This window comes from Rufibacter tibetensis (genome assembly GCF_001310085.1).
GTDB classification, from domain to species: Bacteria; Bacteroidota; Bacteroidia; order Cytophagales; family Hymenobacteraceae; genus Nibribacter; species Nibribacter tibetensis.
In genome coordinates this window covers 3,978,046-3,992,147 of record NZ_CP012643.1, presented here as the reverse complement: position 1 = coordinate 3,992,147, position 14,102 = coordinate 3,978,046, and the positions used below count along the sequence as shown (strand labels likewise).

Annotated in this window: 10 protein-coding genes; 2 read left to right on the top strand and 8 right to left on the bottom strand. The window is 44.7% G+C overall.

Translation table 11 applies throughout. The features are described 5' to 3' along the window. Positions 1 to 21: 21 nt before the first annotated feature. Entirely contained in the window at positions 22 to 1,386 is a 1,365-nt protein-coding gene (locus DC20_RS16255; protein ID WP_157593193.1) for a hypothetical protein, read from the top strand. 91 nt (positions 1,387 to 1,477) lie between these two features. Here DC20_RS16255 and DC20_RS16250 read toward each other — a convergent pair whose 3' ends face one another. The 6 genes from DC20_RS16250 to DC20_RS16225 all read right to left on the bottom strand — a co-directional run bounded on the left by DC20_RS16250 (position 1,478) and on the right by DC20_RS16225 (position 10,525). After that, a complete protein-coding gene (locus DC20_RS16250) occupies positions 1,478 to 3,040 on the bottom strand; it encodes a SulP family inorganic anion transporter (RefSeq protein WP_062544792.1) in 1,563 nt (520 codons plus the stop codon). Between the two features lie 326 nt (positions 3,041 to 3,366). Beyond that, a complete protein-coding gene (locus tag DC20_RS16245; protein ID WP_062544791.1) occupies positions 3,367 to 4,752 on the bottom strand; it encodes a HAMP domain-containing sensor histidine kinase in 1,386 nt (461 codons plus the stop codon). Beyond that, positions 4,749 to 5,432, bottom strand: coding sequence for a response regulator (locus tag DC20_RS16240; protein ID WP_062544790.1), 684 nt, complete (start codon positions 5,430 to 5,432; stop codon positions 4,749 to 4,751). Before DC20_RS16240 ends, DC20_RS16245 begins: the two co-directional genes overlap by 4 nt. Before the next feature lie 186 nt (positions 5,433 to 5,618). Then, positions 5,619 to 6,845: a multidrug effflux MFS transporter gene (locus DC20_RS16235; RefSeq protein ID WP_062544789.1), complete on the bottom strand. Its 1,227-nt coding sequence runs from the start codon at positions 6,843 to 6,845 to the stop codon at positions 5,619 to 5,621. Positions 6,846 to 7,523: 678 nt separating this feature from the next. Then, entirely contained in the window at positions 7,524 to 9,182 is a 1,659-nt protein-coding gene (gene glgP / locus DC20_RS16230; RefSeq protein ID WP_062544788.1) for an alpha-glucan family phosphorylase, read from the bottom strand. Between the two features lie 839 nt (positions 9,183 to 10,021). Beyond that, a complete protein-coding gene (locus tag DC20_RS16225; protein ID WP_062544787.1) occupies positions 10,022 to 10,525 on the bottom strand; it encodes a cupin domain-containing protein in 504 nt (167 codons plus the stop codon). A gap of 603 nt (positions 10,526 to 11,128) precedes the next feature. On the opposite strand from DC20_RS16225, the gene DC20_RS23105 reads away from it, so the two are divergent. Next, positions 11,129 to 11,515 carry a hypothetical protein gene (locus tag DC20_RS23105; RefSeq protein ID WP_062544786.1) on the top strand — a complete coding sequence of 129 codons (387 nt, stop codon included), beginning with the start codon at positions 11,129 to 11,131 and terminating at the stop codon, positions 11,513 to 11,515. Between the two features lie 212 nt (positions 11,516 to 11,727). Here DC20_RS23105 and DC20_RS16215 read toward each other — a convergent pair whose 3' ends face one another. Together DC20_RS16215 and DC20_RS16210 are read right to left on the bottom strand one after the other, a co-directional pair. Further along, positions 11,728 to 12,414 carry a metal-dependent hydrolase gene (locus DC20_RS16215; RefSeq protein ID WP_062544785.1) on the bottom strand — a complete coding sequence of 229 codons (687 nt, stop codon included), beginning with the start codon at positions 12,412 to 12,414 and terminating at the stop codon, positions 11,728 to 11,730. A 160-nt stretch (positions 12,415 to 12,574) separates the two neighbouring features. Next, positions 12,575 to 14,068, bottom strand: coding sequence for a rubredoxin (locus tag DC20_RS16210; protein ID WP_062544784.1), 1,494 nt, complete (start codon positions 14,066 to 14,068; stop codon positions 12,575 to 12,577). Positions 14,069 to 14,102 lie beyond the last annotated feature (34 nt).

Genomic DNA, 14,102 nt, shown 5'->3' with positions numbered 1-14,102 from the left:
CACCTTAAACTATAAACAACTATGAGAAATCACGGAATGGGGTACGATGCGTTTAACTCGTATCGCTCTGGACATGAAAACACTAGTCGTAGCGAATGGGGAAGCTTAGGCAACCGCACAGAAGGACAAGGGAATAAAGACTATCAATCTTACGGCGGAAGCAATAACCGCGGAAATACCGGTGACAGAGGCGAAAGCAATTTCACCAGCCAAGGGGGATCTGTTTTTAGTGGAAACCTGGGTGACAGACAAGAAAACCATTACAGCAGCCAAGGTTCAAACTACGGCGGAAACCAATACCGTTCTGGAAACCAGAGCGACCAAAACAGAGGTAACGGTGGTGGCCAACACGGCAGTACCAGCGGATGGAGCGGACACTCTATGCAAGGAGGAAACCAAGGTAATTCCATGCAAAACAGAGGCGGTTCGTCTAACTATGGCTCTTCCAACTATGGTTCTTCTTCAGGAGGACAAAACAGCATGAACACCGGCGGATTTGGTGCTTACGGCTCTGGTTCCTCTAATTATGGTTCAGGCTCAAATCAAGGATCTTCTAACTACGGCTCTCGTGGCGGTAGCTCCTATGGCCAAGGTGGTTCTTCCAACACCGGAGGTTCTTCCCGTGACATAGGAACTTATGGCGGAGGCCGTTCAGGCTACGCTGGCTCTTCTTCCGGGCACACCTCTGGTGGTGCCATGGACAGAGGAAATGCCTATGGCAATTACGGTAACTCTAATGACTTCAGAGGTTCTGGCTCAGGCTATGGTTCTTCCAACTACGGGAGCCAGGGCAGAGGTCAGCAATCAGGATCTAACAATTATGGAGGATCTTTTGGCCACAGCGGGTCTTCGTATGGGGGTAATTCTGAATCTAATTACGGGCAGTCTTCCAGAGGCGGTTCTGGATACGGAATGAGCGGCACGGGAATGGGTTCCTCTTCAGGCATGAACAGAGGCTCTAACTCATGGGATAGCGACCACCGTCATTCTGGTGGAAACACCAACATGTTTGGAACCAACAACCAAAGCAGCAACCGCGGAGGCAGCAGCTGGATGAACAAAGACAACGACAATGACAACGATCATGCTCGTTTCAGCCACGGCAATGCCAATGAAAACCGTTATTCAGATGACTACAGCCATCCAAATAACATGAGCCATGGCACGCACTATGACCAGGACCGTTATAGCCACAACCGCAGCAATAACGACAATAATGACAACCACGAGGATGAAGGCTTCTTTGGAAGAATCACCCACGGAATAAGAGACGCCTGGAATAGCATTGCCGGCGACGATGATGACAACTATGACAACAACCGGAGAAATTCTTCTGGCTCTGCTCCTTATAATTATGGATCAGGCTCTAACAATGCCGGTTGGTAATCATTACCTTTTAGTCTGATAAAAAGAAAGCCCCACCTTTTTGGTGGGGCTTTCTTTTTATCAGACTAAAAGTGAGTTTTTAATTCTAATCTTAGTGCATGCTCACAGTAGCTACTGAAGGGATATCGCGCAGGGTTAACCGGATATCTTTTTCATGGGCTACCGTCTTGAAGTTTTCAATAGCTTCCAGCACGTCATAATCAATGTACGTGGAATGTGAACCGTCAATGATTACCTCGCTGTTTTCAGGCAGATGGTCTAAGGTAAGCGCCACGCTGGCTTTGTTCAGGAAGGAAACATTTTCACTAAGTTTGATATGTATTTTCTCCTGGCCATCATGGGTTTCACGCTTGAAGAAGTAAGGCGATTTGTAGTTAGCCTTCAGGATATAGAACACCCCTACTACTAAACCAATAGAAATACCTTTCAATAAATCTGAGAACAGAATGGCTACAATGGTGATGATGAAAGGCAGGAACTGACCCAGGCCAAGTTTCCATTGTGTTTTGTATAAAACAGGCTTCGTAAGTTTAAACCCTACCATCAATAACACCGCTGCCAAGGCTGCCAAAGGCACCAACCGCAAGAAATTAGTTAGGAATAAAATAGACAGCAACAAGAACACGCCATGGAAGAAAGAAGCCAATCTGCTCTCACCACCGGCATTCACGTTAGCCGAGCTTCTTACAATTACTGCGGTCACCGGAATACCTCCAATCAAGCCACTTAGCATGTTCCCAATACCTTGGGCTTTTAATTCACGGTTATTAGGCGAACGGCGTTTATGCGGATCCAATTTATCAACGGCTTCCAGGCTCAACAAGCTTTCAAGGCTGGCCACAATGGCTAAGGTTGCCCCCACTACCCAAACAGCAGGATTGGTGATGGCAGACCAATCTGGGAAACGTAACTCATTCAACAGGGAGGCTGGTCCTGAAATATCAGGTAGCTGTACCAAATGTGTATTGGCAATAGTCAGGACAGGAAAAGAGTCCTGGAACAACAGGTTCAAGCCTATAGATACCAGAACCGCTATCAAGGCACCTGGCACTAACTTAAAGGCCTTTATTTTTTGAATGAAAGGCTTCTCCCACAGGATCATGATAGAGAGTGAAACAATCCCTACTATCAAAGACCCTACCTGCAAGCGGTTACTGAAAGCATACGTAATCTCAGAGAACGTATTACGCCCATCGCGTTGGAAGAAATCCATGTCGCCCAGGAAGTCTTCATCAGCCCCTAAAAAGTGAGGAATTTGCTTCAGGATCAGGATCAAACCAATAGCTGCCAGCATCCCTTTAATTACTGACGAAGGGAAATATAAACCGATGATACCAGCCTTCAGGAAACCTAGAATGATTTGCATGATACCGCATATCACCACGGCCAGCAAGAATGCTTCAAACGTGCCCAGTTGCGTAATACCGTTTAATACAATCACAGTTAATCCTGCCGCAGGACCACTCACGCTTAGACTAGAGCCACTTGCCCAGGAAACAACCAACCCACCAATAACACCGGCTATAAGCCCGGAGAAAAGGGGCGCTCCAGAGGCCAGGGATATTCCAAGACACAAAGGCAAAGCCACTAAAAACACTACTAATCCCGCAGATAAGTCTTTGCCTACGGTGTCAAACATTCCTCTTTCTTTCATATGATTTGTGACCTGCTCTTATTGTAAAACTGGCAATGGAATAACTTCTTTAAAGGAAATTATTCTGCAAAAGTCACAATGGGGAATTAAGATCGAATTAAAACAAGATTAAAATCCGATTAAAACTGGATTTAATTTTAGATAGAAGAATTCCTATCAACACCACTTAGAGAGTTGGTCAATAGCAACTTGTCCGTTTATTTAACTGATTTAAACTTATTAAAAGCTTCTTAAAAGATCAGGGAATTGGAGGCGAAGCTTTAGGACTGTTTTAGGCAAAATGATCCAAAAGTTTACTTAAGTAAAGTGAAAGTGGCGCTAGCTTCTTAGAGTTTATAAACCCCGTAAAGTTTGGGCAGGGTGATCGTTACTTCGGTTCCTTGGTTTAGTTGGGAATGAACCGCAATAGAACCGCGATGCAACTGAATAATTTTTTCGGCTAAGGGTAGCCCGATTCCGTGTCCCGAGATATCTCGCACGTTCTCTGCCCTGAAGAAAGGAACGAACACTTTACGTACATCTTCGGGCGCCATGCCAATGCCCCTATCCTGTACTTTCAACAGCAAGGTGCGGGGCTTTACCTCAATGGAGGCAGAAATCATGGGGTTCTCCCCTGAAAACTTGGCGGCATTCTCTAAGACATTGACGGTAGCAATGAGAAGAAGCGCCTCATTCCCTTTGATCAAAAGCTCATTTTCATCTTCGGGCATGTTGGCAAACTCTACTTCTACTTTCATTTTAGGCTGCCTTTTGCGAGCCTCGCCGCAAGCCTGCCATACCAATTCGTCCAGCCGTAAATCTGTCATTTGGACTTTGGAGGAGTCTGTGCTGGCCTGCACCATTTGCAGCAGCCCATTAGAAAGTTGTGCTAATAGCTGGGCATCTTCCAGAATAGATTTGAGTACCCGTTCATATTCATCAGGTTGACGTTTGCTCATGAGGGCCACTTGCAACTCCCCAATAATGGCGGTAAGCGGGGTGCGCAGTTCATGAGATGCATTAGACACAAACGTACGCTGCGCCTCAAAGGCTGTTTCCAACCGGTCAAGAAGGTTATTGAATGTCTTGGCCAGATGAGATACCTCATCTTCTCCATCGGCCTGCGTTAACCTTTGGTGCAGGTCTGTGGCATTGATTTTCTCCACTTCAGACACAACCTGCAAGAAGGGGTTTAAGGCCGCCCGGGAGAAAGCTATTCCGCAGAGTATGACAATAATTAAAGCGATAAAAAAGCCTGTGAACAGCAAGGTGCGCAAGTGCTGCAGCTTGTTCAGGTTGTACAAATCCATTGACGAAGCCAGCACATAATGTATCTGCCCCCGGTGCAGGTACTGAATGCCCACCATCTGCCGGTCTCCAAACTCCATTCGCACCTCTCCGTCTGTCTTGAGCTGCTGCAGCAGTTTTGGAGGTATCTGCACGTTATCCTCACCCTCTGTGAAAACAAGGTTTTGGTTTTGGTCATACACCTTTACTACCTCTCTGGGCAGCATCTGGAAGTACAGGCGCTGGTCTAAGGCGTGCTGTTGCTGACTTACCGTGTCGGCATCCAGTACATAATGGGCTGTGGCGAAGGCCCGGTTAAGGATACGGCCGTAGAAGTCGTTTTTACGATAGAGGGCGCTGAAGTAGTAAACGGAGACGCAGAATATAAGCAGGATACACGTGAAGATGGCCGTGAACTGCAGTGTGAGTTTGGTCTTGATTTTCATTTCTCTTCCATCTCCTTCAGCACATACCCCATGCCCACCAGCGTGTGGATTAACTTAGGCGAGAAGTCTTTGTCTATTTTCTTCCGGAGGAAGTTGATGTACACATCTATCACGTTGCTGCCTGTATCAAAAGAAGTCTCCCACACCTGCTCAATGATGTCTACCCTTGAGACTACCCGTTCCTTGTTCCGCAATAAATAATGAAGCAAAGAAAACTCGCGGGCCGTCAGAGAAATAGGCACGCCTTTCCGATGTACTGTTTTTTTCTGCACATCCAACTCCAGATCTGCCATCTTCAGGACTTCGGTCCCCACACTTTCCTGAGATCTTCTGGTTAAAGCCCTTATGCGGGCGAGCAACTCCTGAAACTCAAAAGGTTTCACCAGGTAATCATCTGCACCGGAGTCAAGGCCCAAAATTTTATCGTCGGTGCTGCCCAAGGCGGTAAGCATGAGTATGGGCACCGTAAGGCTGTGCTGCCTAATGAGTTTACACACCTCTACCCCGTTCATGCGAGGCAAGATGACGTCCAGAATGACAAGGGCATATTCATTTTCGGTGGCCAATTTGGCTCCATAAAAACCGTCATAGACCTGTTCCACCTCATACATCTGCTCCTCCAGGCCTTTCTTAATGAAAGCACTTACTTTGGGCTCGTCTTCAATAAGCAGTATTTTCATGGGGCTAAGTTAGAAAGATGCATATGATTTATTCATCCCTGCTTTCTTCCTTAACGAAATATAAGGTTGGAACTACCTTTTTAGAACACTGCAATTATTTATTTTCCTCCACAGAAAAGCCCTGTTTAGTAGCAGTTTTTTTGAAATTATTTCTAAACAGGGCTTTCAACACAAGAGAATGTATTTCTACATTTCATTTACTGCGCCAGCCAGTTCAGCTTCGCGGTAACTTGTGGCACTACCCTGCCCGAAGAAGTAGATTAAGATGCCTAGTACCGTACAGGAGGTCATGACTACTACCATAGGCAAGGCTGTGCCGTTGTGCAACACACTGACCGCTCCTGATACCAGGGCCCCAATGCCCATCCTGAAACTTCCCGCCAATGCGGATGCACTTCCGGCAAACTTAGAAAAAGGAGCCAATGATAGAGCCGAGGCATTAGGAGCCGTTAACCCTTGCCCCAGCAGGAACAGGAACAGCACAATGATCAGGCCCATTTGGCCATACCAACCGGCATACACCCCTGCTACCATAAACGTACCAATGAGGGTCTGATAAACCAGGCCCATCTTAATGATTTGGTCGCTTCTGAGTTTGCGCAGTAATATGTGGTTGAACTGCGGAGAACCAATCATTGCCACCGATAAGATGGCAAAGATCCAGCCGTACTCCTGTTCACTCAACTTATAGATGGTCATAAACACATCAGGCGACCCAGCGATATATGCAAACGGTGCTGCCGAGGCAATCCCTCCCACCAACGTGTACACCAGAAACTGTGGGTTGCGCAACACGGCGTAGAAATTCCCAAGTACTGCTTTAGGTTTGAGGGACATACCGGGGTCTGCCTGTTTCCCTTCGGGCAAGGCGAAGAAAACCCCAATCAACATGACCAAGGTTATAACAGCCAAGGTCAGGAAAACGGAAGGCCAGCCGAAAGCAGCCGTCATATAGCCGCCCACGGTGGGGGCAATCATAGGAGAAACGGCAATAACCAAAATCAACCAGGAAAACACCTTCGCAGTCTCGCTTACCGGGAATAAGTCCCTAACCAGCGCCTGCGCCGCCACCATACCCGCACAGCCTCCAATAGCCTGCAGAAAGCGCATGGCAATCAGCATATCAGGAGAGTCAGCCAGGGCACAACCTATGGAGGCAGCTATGTAAATGCCTAATCCCGCATACAAAGGATACTTTCTTCCGAACCGGTCTAGCAGTGGACCATACAACAACTGTCCGGCAGAAATCCCGATCAGGTATGCCGTTAAAGAAAGCTGAACCTGGGAAATGGTGGTGTTAAGGTCTTGGGCAATGGCCGGAAACCCCGGCAAGTACATGTCAATGGAGAAAGGACTAATGGTGGAGAGGGATCCCAGAATCAGGATTATGAGGAAATATCGTTTACGCGTCATAACTAAAACCAAAGAAGGCAAAGGTACAGCGGTCTAATACCAAACCCCAGAAATACCGCATTTGTCTGGTACCCTCAGTGAAACTAGTCTACTTCCGTGAATAGTTTTTTAAGGGATTAACAACTTTTAAAGTTTTTAATGGAAAATGATCTTAAAGCAAGAAGGTTCTAAATAACTTTTATTAGCAGTTGTAATCATCTCCTTGTTATCTTAAAGAGGTAAGTATTATTTAAGGAATGATTGACTAAGTCTTCTTCAGATATGTAAATCAATGGTTTTTTTAAGGCTAGCGCCTCAATGAAGTTGCAAACTTCAGGTCATGGTAGGTCCAAGTCACAGACTTGAACCATGGAAAGATAGCAGGAGGAAAACAGCATTTGCTACTTTCCCCTGTTCCAGTCTTTCCATCGAGCGCCTCACTTTTGGCCCTAGATAAGCTTTAGCTAAGAGGAACAGAAAGCTCAGGCCGAAAGGGCAGTGCGAGAGGGGAAGACGTGGCCTCGCGGCCGTGAGCGCTTATCGCCTAAGATGAAACAATCCAATATAAGGGCTCCGCATCAACCAGCCGCCACGCCAGCGATAACAAAAGGCGTGCACCTAAAACTACTCTCAACAACAAAAAGGGCAGCAAAAGAGATAAACCCTCCTGCTGCCCTTCAAACTAAAAGTAATTATTTCTTACTTTCCGTCCTGGTACATCAAATGATAGTACTCATCAGCCATACGTTCTGAACTGAAATACCCTACCACTTCATTCATGCTTTGCTTCATGATGCTTACCCATTTCTTACGGTCAACATAATACGCCGGAATGATTTCGTTCTCCAGTATATCCATCATGTTGTTGTAGTCTATCAGGTCCTGCTCTTCATTTGGTAGAGATGTATCTACAATCGGGAACAGGAAGCTATTCTCTCCATGACGTCCAAATTCAGGAAGCCAACCGTCTTGAACTGAGAAGTTGATGGCGCCGTTCATGGCAGCGGTCATGCCGCTGGTGCCCGAAGCTTCACGCGGACGACGGGGAGTATTCAGCCATATGTCAGCACCGTACTTAAGTTTGGCGGACAAGCTTAACTCATATCCAGTAAGCACCGCTACATTTTTGTGTTTGTGCGATACTTCAATAAGCCTGTTGAAAACACCAATGGCTCCATGGTCATAAGGATACGGCTTTCCGGCCCAGATGACCTGTACAGGCTGGCCTTCGCGGTTGATGAGTTCAAAGAAACGGTGCAGGTCATGGATAAGCAGGTCAGCACGTTTGTAGGCGGCAAACCTACGGGCCCAGACAATGGTCAAAACATCGTTCTTGAATATTTTTCCGGTTTGGTCTGCCACCAGTTCAAAGAGAGGCTTTTTCATCTCGGCTTTGAGCTGTACCAATTGTTCATCATCGTTCGTGTCCAGCGCTGCTCTAAGCTCAGTATTCTGCCAGTACTTCACGTTTTGAGCGTTGGTAATGGCTTTTATTCCGCAGATGCCTTCGTTTCCTTCCCACATGTCGCGGGATACTTCGCCGTGCAATTGGGAAACCCCGTTTGCCATTTTTGACAAGCGAAGGGCAGTTAACGTGTAGTCCAGGTGCGTTCCATGGGCTCCGGAAATCTCCCGGGCTTCTTCAATAGAAAGCCCATTAAAGAACGACATCTTGTTGAGCAGTTCTACTTCGTTTTCTTCGTTTCCGGCTTTTTCAGGGGTGTGGGTGGTAAAAGCCATGCGTTTTTTCACTTCCTCCACATCGCGGTACTTTTCATATAAGTGAAAGACCAGCGGCAAAGCGTGTGCTTCGTTCATGTGGTAAGTGGCTACGCCGCCCAAGGCCTCTATTACCTTAGCTCCCCCAACTCCCAAGACTATGCTCTGCGCAATACGGGTAGGTAATTCATGGTCATACAGGCGGTGGGTGATAGTCCGGCTGATGTAATCATTCTCAGCGATGTCTGTGGTGAGGAAGTACATGGGCACCGTTCCGAAGGTTTCGGCGGGTAACACCAGCACCTTCACCCATACCGGGTTGTTGTGAATAGTTACCTGTACTTTAATGTCTGGATCTTCCAGAAAGGTGTAGTATTTTTTCAGGAACTGAACCCCCATCTTCTGATCGTCTTGCCGCACCTGGTCATAGTACCCGTACTTCCAGAGTATGCCAATCCCGATCATGTTTTGGCGCAGTTCATAGGCGCTGCGCATGTGGGAACCGGCCAAGTACCCAAGTCCACCGGAATAGGTTTTCAGGGCCTGGTCAATCCCAAACTCCATACTGAAGTAAGCCACCCGCTCACTGTACTTCTCATTAATGGTATACGGATGATACCATTTGCTGTAATTTCCCATAAAGTTATTGACGTGCTGACGTTATTTTTAAAGTAGGCCTCTAGCCTTCTCAGTTAAGCTCTGTTGTTGTGTAAATATGGTTTGGACATAGATACACCAAGTATTAATACTAGGTATATTCTGCAAGAGAAACAAATACTTAGAAGCGATTAACGGAGGAAACCAACAGAAGTACTTTCTACCTTTATTTAAGAAATTGCTCGAAAATTCACCATCTACTCTCCTTTTTGCATAGTTAGCGGCTAAATGCCTTAATTAACTTCGCTTTGTAACGTATTTTTTTGATCTGTTTAAGAAAAGCAGGCAAAAAGTGTTTTTATTTCCACAGCATTAACTTCTTTGAAAATCTTCTAGTTATAGAAGACTTTGACCAGAATAGAAGACTTTGACCAGATTTATATACTCACCTAAATGGGAAATTTCAATGGTCTATTCCATACACCAATCTCAGCACAACAAATTATTATGATTTAGCTTACAAGAAGACTGGTTCAGCAATCATTCTTATGTATGGTGCATGTAAGAATTGGTCCAACTAGATTTCCAAAAGCAAACTCAAGACCTTATCTATAAACTGATAAGGCAACTAACACAAACCTGTACTTTTTGCGTCTACCTTCTTGCTACTATCTCCTTCAAAAAGGAGTACATGTTGAACACGATCCAAGGCAGGTTAATTAATATTTTAAAAATATGGCTCAAACCACTTCATGAACTTCACCCATAAAAGAAAGCCCTGTTTAAGCCTTGTTTTCTATAAACAAAGCTTGAACAGGGCTTTCTTTTATGATTCTCCTTGACGGTGGCAATCACCCCAAGAGCAATCTTATTTAGTTCTATTAACGCCCAAAGTCATCCTGCACGCGCACTATATCATCTTCATTGGAAGGGTTTGTAGCGTCTGTGTGTTGCCAGATTTCGGCTAGTACCCCCCACTCCTGTAAACCCACCAACCGGTGACGCTCAGATTGCTTTAAGGTTATCAGAGCACCCGGCTCTAATTGCTTCAACTCACTTTCTTCGTCTGTAGGGCTGGTTACTACTCCTACTCTTCCCTTCACAACTTTCCAGATCTCGGCGCGACGGTGATGGTATTGCCAGGAAAGACGTTTCTCAGGTGCCACTACTAAGATCTTAGGGCTAAGTTTTCCTGAAATCCGAAGATCTTCCACAGAGATCCCATCAAAATAGGTGTCGGCAAATTGCTGCGCCTGGTTTTCATCAATCACGAAAAAACCGCCCCAAGGCCTGGTTTGATCCTGATTTGCAATAGTAAACCCCTTGGAGGTAAGTTCCTGCTCTATTTCTACAAAAAGCGGTTGTTTCTGGTTGTCAGTAGACATAGTACGTTCAAATAGTAGATTAACAGAGGCCAATTTAGCAGGGTATTCCTTATTAACCATGAAAAAGATAAAGGAAAAGCTTGTCTTATCATACAGTTTGTCTAGTACCGTAAATTCGATTTAACATTTTATGTCTCAAAGCTTGAGGCCTCATTACTATTTACAAAACACAAATTTACCTTCCTCTCCAACTTGAGACATGCTAAACATATTAGCTACTAAGATTGTTTTTATAAAGAAGCAAAGTAAACAACCCATATAAATTAATCACAATTTTATAATAGCCTATTCATGAGTGTTTCTTTTTTAAGTTTTTTGATTTAAGACATATGAAAGCTTTTAGTAACCCTACTTATTTCAAAAAGCAGCTAAAATACCACAAATAAAATCTACTTACAGTTTTACTCATCATGTTTAGCCATTCACCTGAACTTGAATTTTTAAAATTTTAAGAATAACAAAACTGACTAAAACTTAGAATTCTACAAAATGTTTTTATTTGCTTCAAATTTCAACTAGTTACAACTGTGAAGTATTGCTAATATTCTATTAAGTTGTTTGAAAAATGAAACTTACGGAAGAATACAATAAGTTATATTTGTAATGTATATATTTTTCTTGAAAGGGGCAGATTTCAACATGGGCAATTTTCATAGTACATCAGGTCAAAAGGCAGGTGACCTATCAATAGAGATATGTTTACGTGACCTGTTAACTGTTCTAGGGTCAGACAAGCATGAGCGAGGCGAAGCTATAGAAGAAGTCCATCGGGTTGCCTCTTCCTGTAGAAGAACGCTTGAGCACCAATTGACCTTACAAGGAGCTGACAACTACCGGTGCCTGTTCTGGAACCTGGACATCCTTATTCATGAAGCTTCTAACATGCTTTCAAACCCTAAGTACGACCTTTTCCTTTATCTGAAGGCTATACATAGCTTAAGAGAAAGCATGAAGACCAGCCTGCAGAGGCTAAATATTTCCGCAGCTTGAAAGATCGTCGTTCAAATTCCCCTTTAAAGCATCCTTTGAAAGCAACTGTCATTTCTTATGGTGTAGATTCAAATCAAGAAAATTGAAAAACTTTGCTTTTAGGTACTTTTCTGAAAAAGGCACACTAAACTAAAAGTATTAATCATAAAAAGAGAAACCTCTGTTATCTTATTGATGGCAGAGGTTTCTCTTTTTAGCCCAGGGCTTAACACCTAATGGTAAACTGCTTCTAAGTGAGGGGCCTGAACATTTTTGTTTTGTCGGTTGCCGTCTATCCAATATCCATAGATTATAAAAAGCCATTGCAACTGGCCTGTCCAGGCAATTGCTGTAACTTCAGGCGGAGGTGGACCAAACAGGTTTGCTACATGCACAAACACCAGAAATAAGATAAAGGACCAAAAACCCCATGTCCCTTTTTTGTTTTTAGCCTTTGTGCTCCGCAGGTATAATCCTACACCTAAAGCAAAAAACAGACCTTCCACTAGAAGACTGCCCACCAAAGAATTCCATAAGCCTAATCCAAGCATTGGAGAGTCTCCGGGGTACAGCGGAAGATCTGGCCGGTGCATGACGACATCAAGCATCCAGTGGCTCAACACGCAAATACCCATCACTATAGCGCCCCTACGATTTCTTTTCAACAGCCAGTAAATCAACCCACAGGCAATGGACCACCCCAATACCGCCAAAAGGCTATGAGAGATGGGATAATGCGTAAAGTCAAGGGGAGTCACTTCGGTAATGCCAGGGCTTATGCTTACATGCTCCCAACCCAGTAAGAGGAACGTAGGCCAAAGAAGGTCCAGTAGCTGAGCCGCTAACAACAGCGACCCTAAAGATACTTTAGGCGCCATGGACTTGGCTCCAAGTCCAAAAGCAAAGTGTCCGATAAACATATCTTTTACTATATAGGTTTATACAGATAAAGATAAATTTTTATCAAAACCTTTCAAATAGATTGATCAGTCTTTCACCCAAACAAACCTTACATGGTCAATTTAAATTCATCCATCTTTTTTTAATCTTGGCAAGAACGACAAACAAGAAATAGCCAACCTAGCATAAAGCCAATAGACCCTCTACCTCCACAAAATCTTCCTTCGGAGATCCGCAGGTGGGGCATTCATAGGCTGTAAATGCTTCAAACGCTGTTCCCTTGGGTATCTGATTTGCTTCCTCACCAAAGGCTTCATCATACCTTGTAAAGCAGTGCTGGCATTGATAGACTTTGTATACCGGCAAATCTTTTGAATCAAGCGCTTCCTGGTTTACAAGGTTATAAGCTTCTCCTGAAAACTGTTCCGGATTACCTTGCTGCTCATAATACAGATCGCAGAGGGCAATCAAGTTCTTGCTCAACTCCTCTTTGGCAACCTCTCTTCTGAAACTGATAAAATCTTTTGAGTTCGGGTTGAAGTCACGGGTATGCAGAATCTCAAACAATTCCTCTTTTAGCTTCGCCCCTTTCCTAATATCTTGTTGCGTCCGGATGACGATAGACCCGAACAGTCCGGTTTTTGGCTGTGTCTTGATAGCGAAACACAACCGATAGGTTCTTACATCTTCTTCATTAAACTTTCTTACAAGGTAGTTTTTCAAATTCAGGCCATAAACGCACAGATCCTCTACCTGCCAGTTCAGTTCATTGGAGGCATGCCGTACGTTTATGCGGTGGTTGCTTAATACATTGTCCCAAAGATCACGGTCATTCAGCTCAATCCCCTTCACCACCAATGATTTCCAGGGGGTGGTATACAGCTGGCCAATTCTGGTTTGCAGGCATATTTTGCAGATGTTCTTCAGAAAAGAGACCGGAAACAGTTCATCTCGGCGGTAAATACCTAACCATAGTTTATGGCCATAGCGGTTGAACCCCTCGTAATACGGCAGCTTAAATTCTGGTAATTTCAAGGGGGAAGTGATAGGCTGTATCACAAAGGAGCCGCTGGCCCGCACCATGTCATGCAGTCTGTTCCCATCAATAGATGGCTGGTCATAAAACAGTTCTTTGTTTGAAAAGATGATCTGCTCAAGGACACTGCTGATCCCCGGAATGTCCTCAGAGTAAATCAATGAGGGCCATTGGTAGATGATGTTGGTTTTAGGAAACCGGATGTATAGAAACCAATAATTGCTGGTTTCAGAAGAAATATAGTTGAGGTTACCTGTAAAGAAAGGCACAAAGGCCTGGTTGTTGTCTACCAGGTTGATTTTGACCTGAGGCCGGTAATCAAACAAATCAAGAATGTCTTTGTACACCCCTTCCCGCAACCAGTTGGCATGGTAAAACACGTCTTCGGTCACGTAAGAGCTTAAGATGTTTGGGTGCTCGTCCGCATCTACTTCATAAATGATGTCTGCCGTAATCAGGTCTTGAGTTAGGGTACTCAGCTTATCTTCCATTACGGTGAAGAATAACTGCTGCCGGTTTCCTAAGCGAATGTCCTGTACATCTGCTCTCTCGGCTGCCTCCAGAATTTGATACAAATCTCCCGCCGACACAATGCCCCCCGTGAGGTTGATCTTAATGGTATAGTCCTTTGCTGCCATTCCTGTTTTTGGTTTTTAATCTCAATCTCCTAAT

Excerpts from the sequence above, each read along its gene's own strand:
- DC20_RS16255 (WP_157593193.1), top strand. The coding sequence starts at position 22 with ATGAGAAATCACGGAATGGGGTACGATGCGTTTAACTCGTATCGCTCT.
- DC20_RS16250 (WP_062544792.1), bottom strand. The coding sequence starts at position 3,040 with ATGAAAGAAAGAGGAATGTTTGACACCGTAGGCAAAGACTTATCTGCG.
- DC20_RS16245 (WP_062544791.1), bottom strand. The coding sequence starts at position 4,752 with ATGAAAATCAAGACCAAACTCACACTGCAGTTCACGGCCATCTTCACG.
- DC20_RS16240 (WP_062544790.1), bottom strand. The coding sequence starts at position 5,432 with ATGAAAATACTGCTTATTGAAGACGAGCCCAAAGTAAGTGCTTTCATT.
- DC20_RS16235 (WP_062544789.1), bottom strand. The coding sequence starts at position 6,845 with ATGACGCGTAAACGATATTTCCTCATAATCCTGATTCTGGGATCCCTC.
- glgP (WP_062544788.1), bottom strand. The coding sequence starts at position 9,182 with ATGGGAAATTACAGCAAATGGTATCATCCGTATACCATTAATGAGAAG.
- DC20_RS16225 (WP_062544787.1), bottom strand. The coding sequence starts at position 10,525 with ATGTCTACTGACAACCAGAAACAACCGCTTTTTGTAGAAATAGAGCAG.
- DC20_RS23105 (WP_062544786.1), top strand. The coding sequence starts at position 11,129 with ATGTATATATTTTTCTTGAAAGGGGCAGATTTCAACATGGGCAATTTT.
- DC20_RS16215 (WP_062544785.1), bottom strand. The coding sequence starts at position 12,414 with ATGTTTATCGGACACTTTGCTTTTGGACTTGGAGCCAAGTCCATGGCG.
- DC20_RS16210 (WP_062544784.1), bottom strand. The coding sequence starts at position 14,068 with ATGGCAGCAAAGGACTATACCATTAAGATCAACCTCACGGGGGGCATT.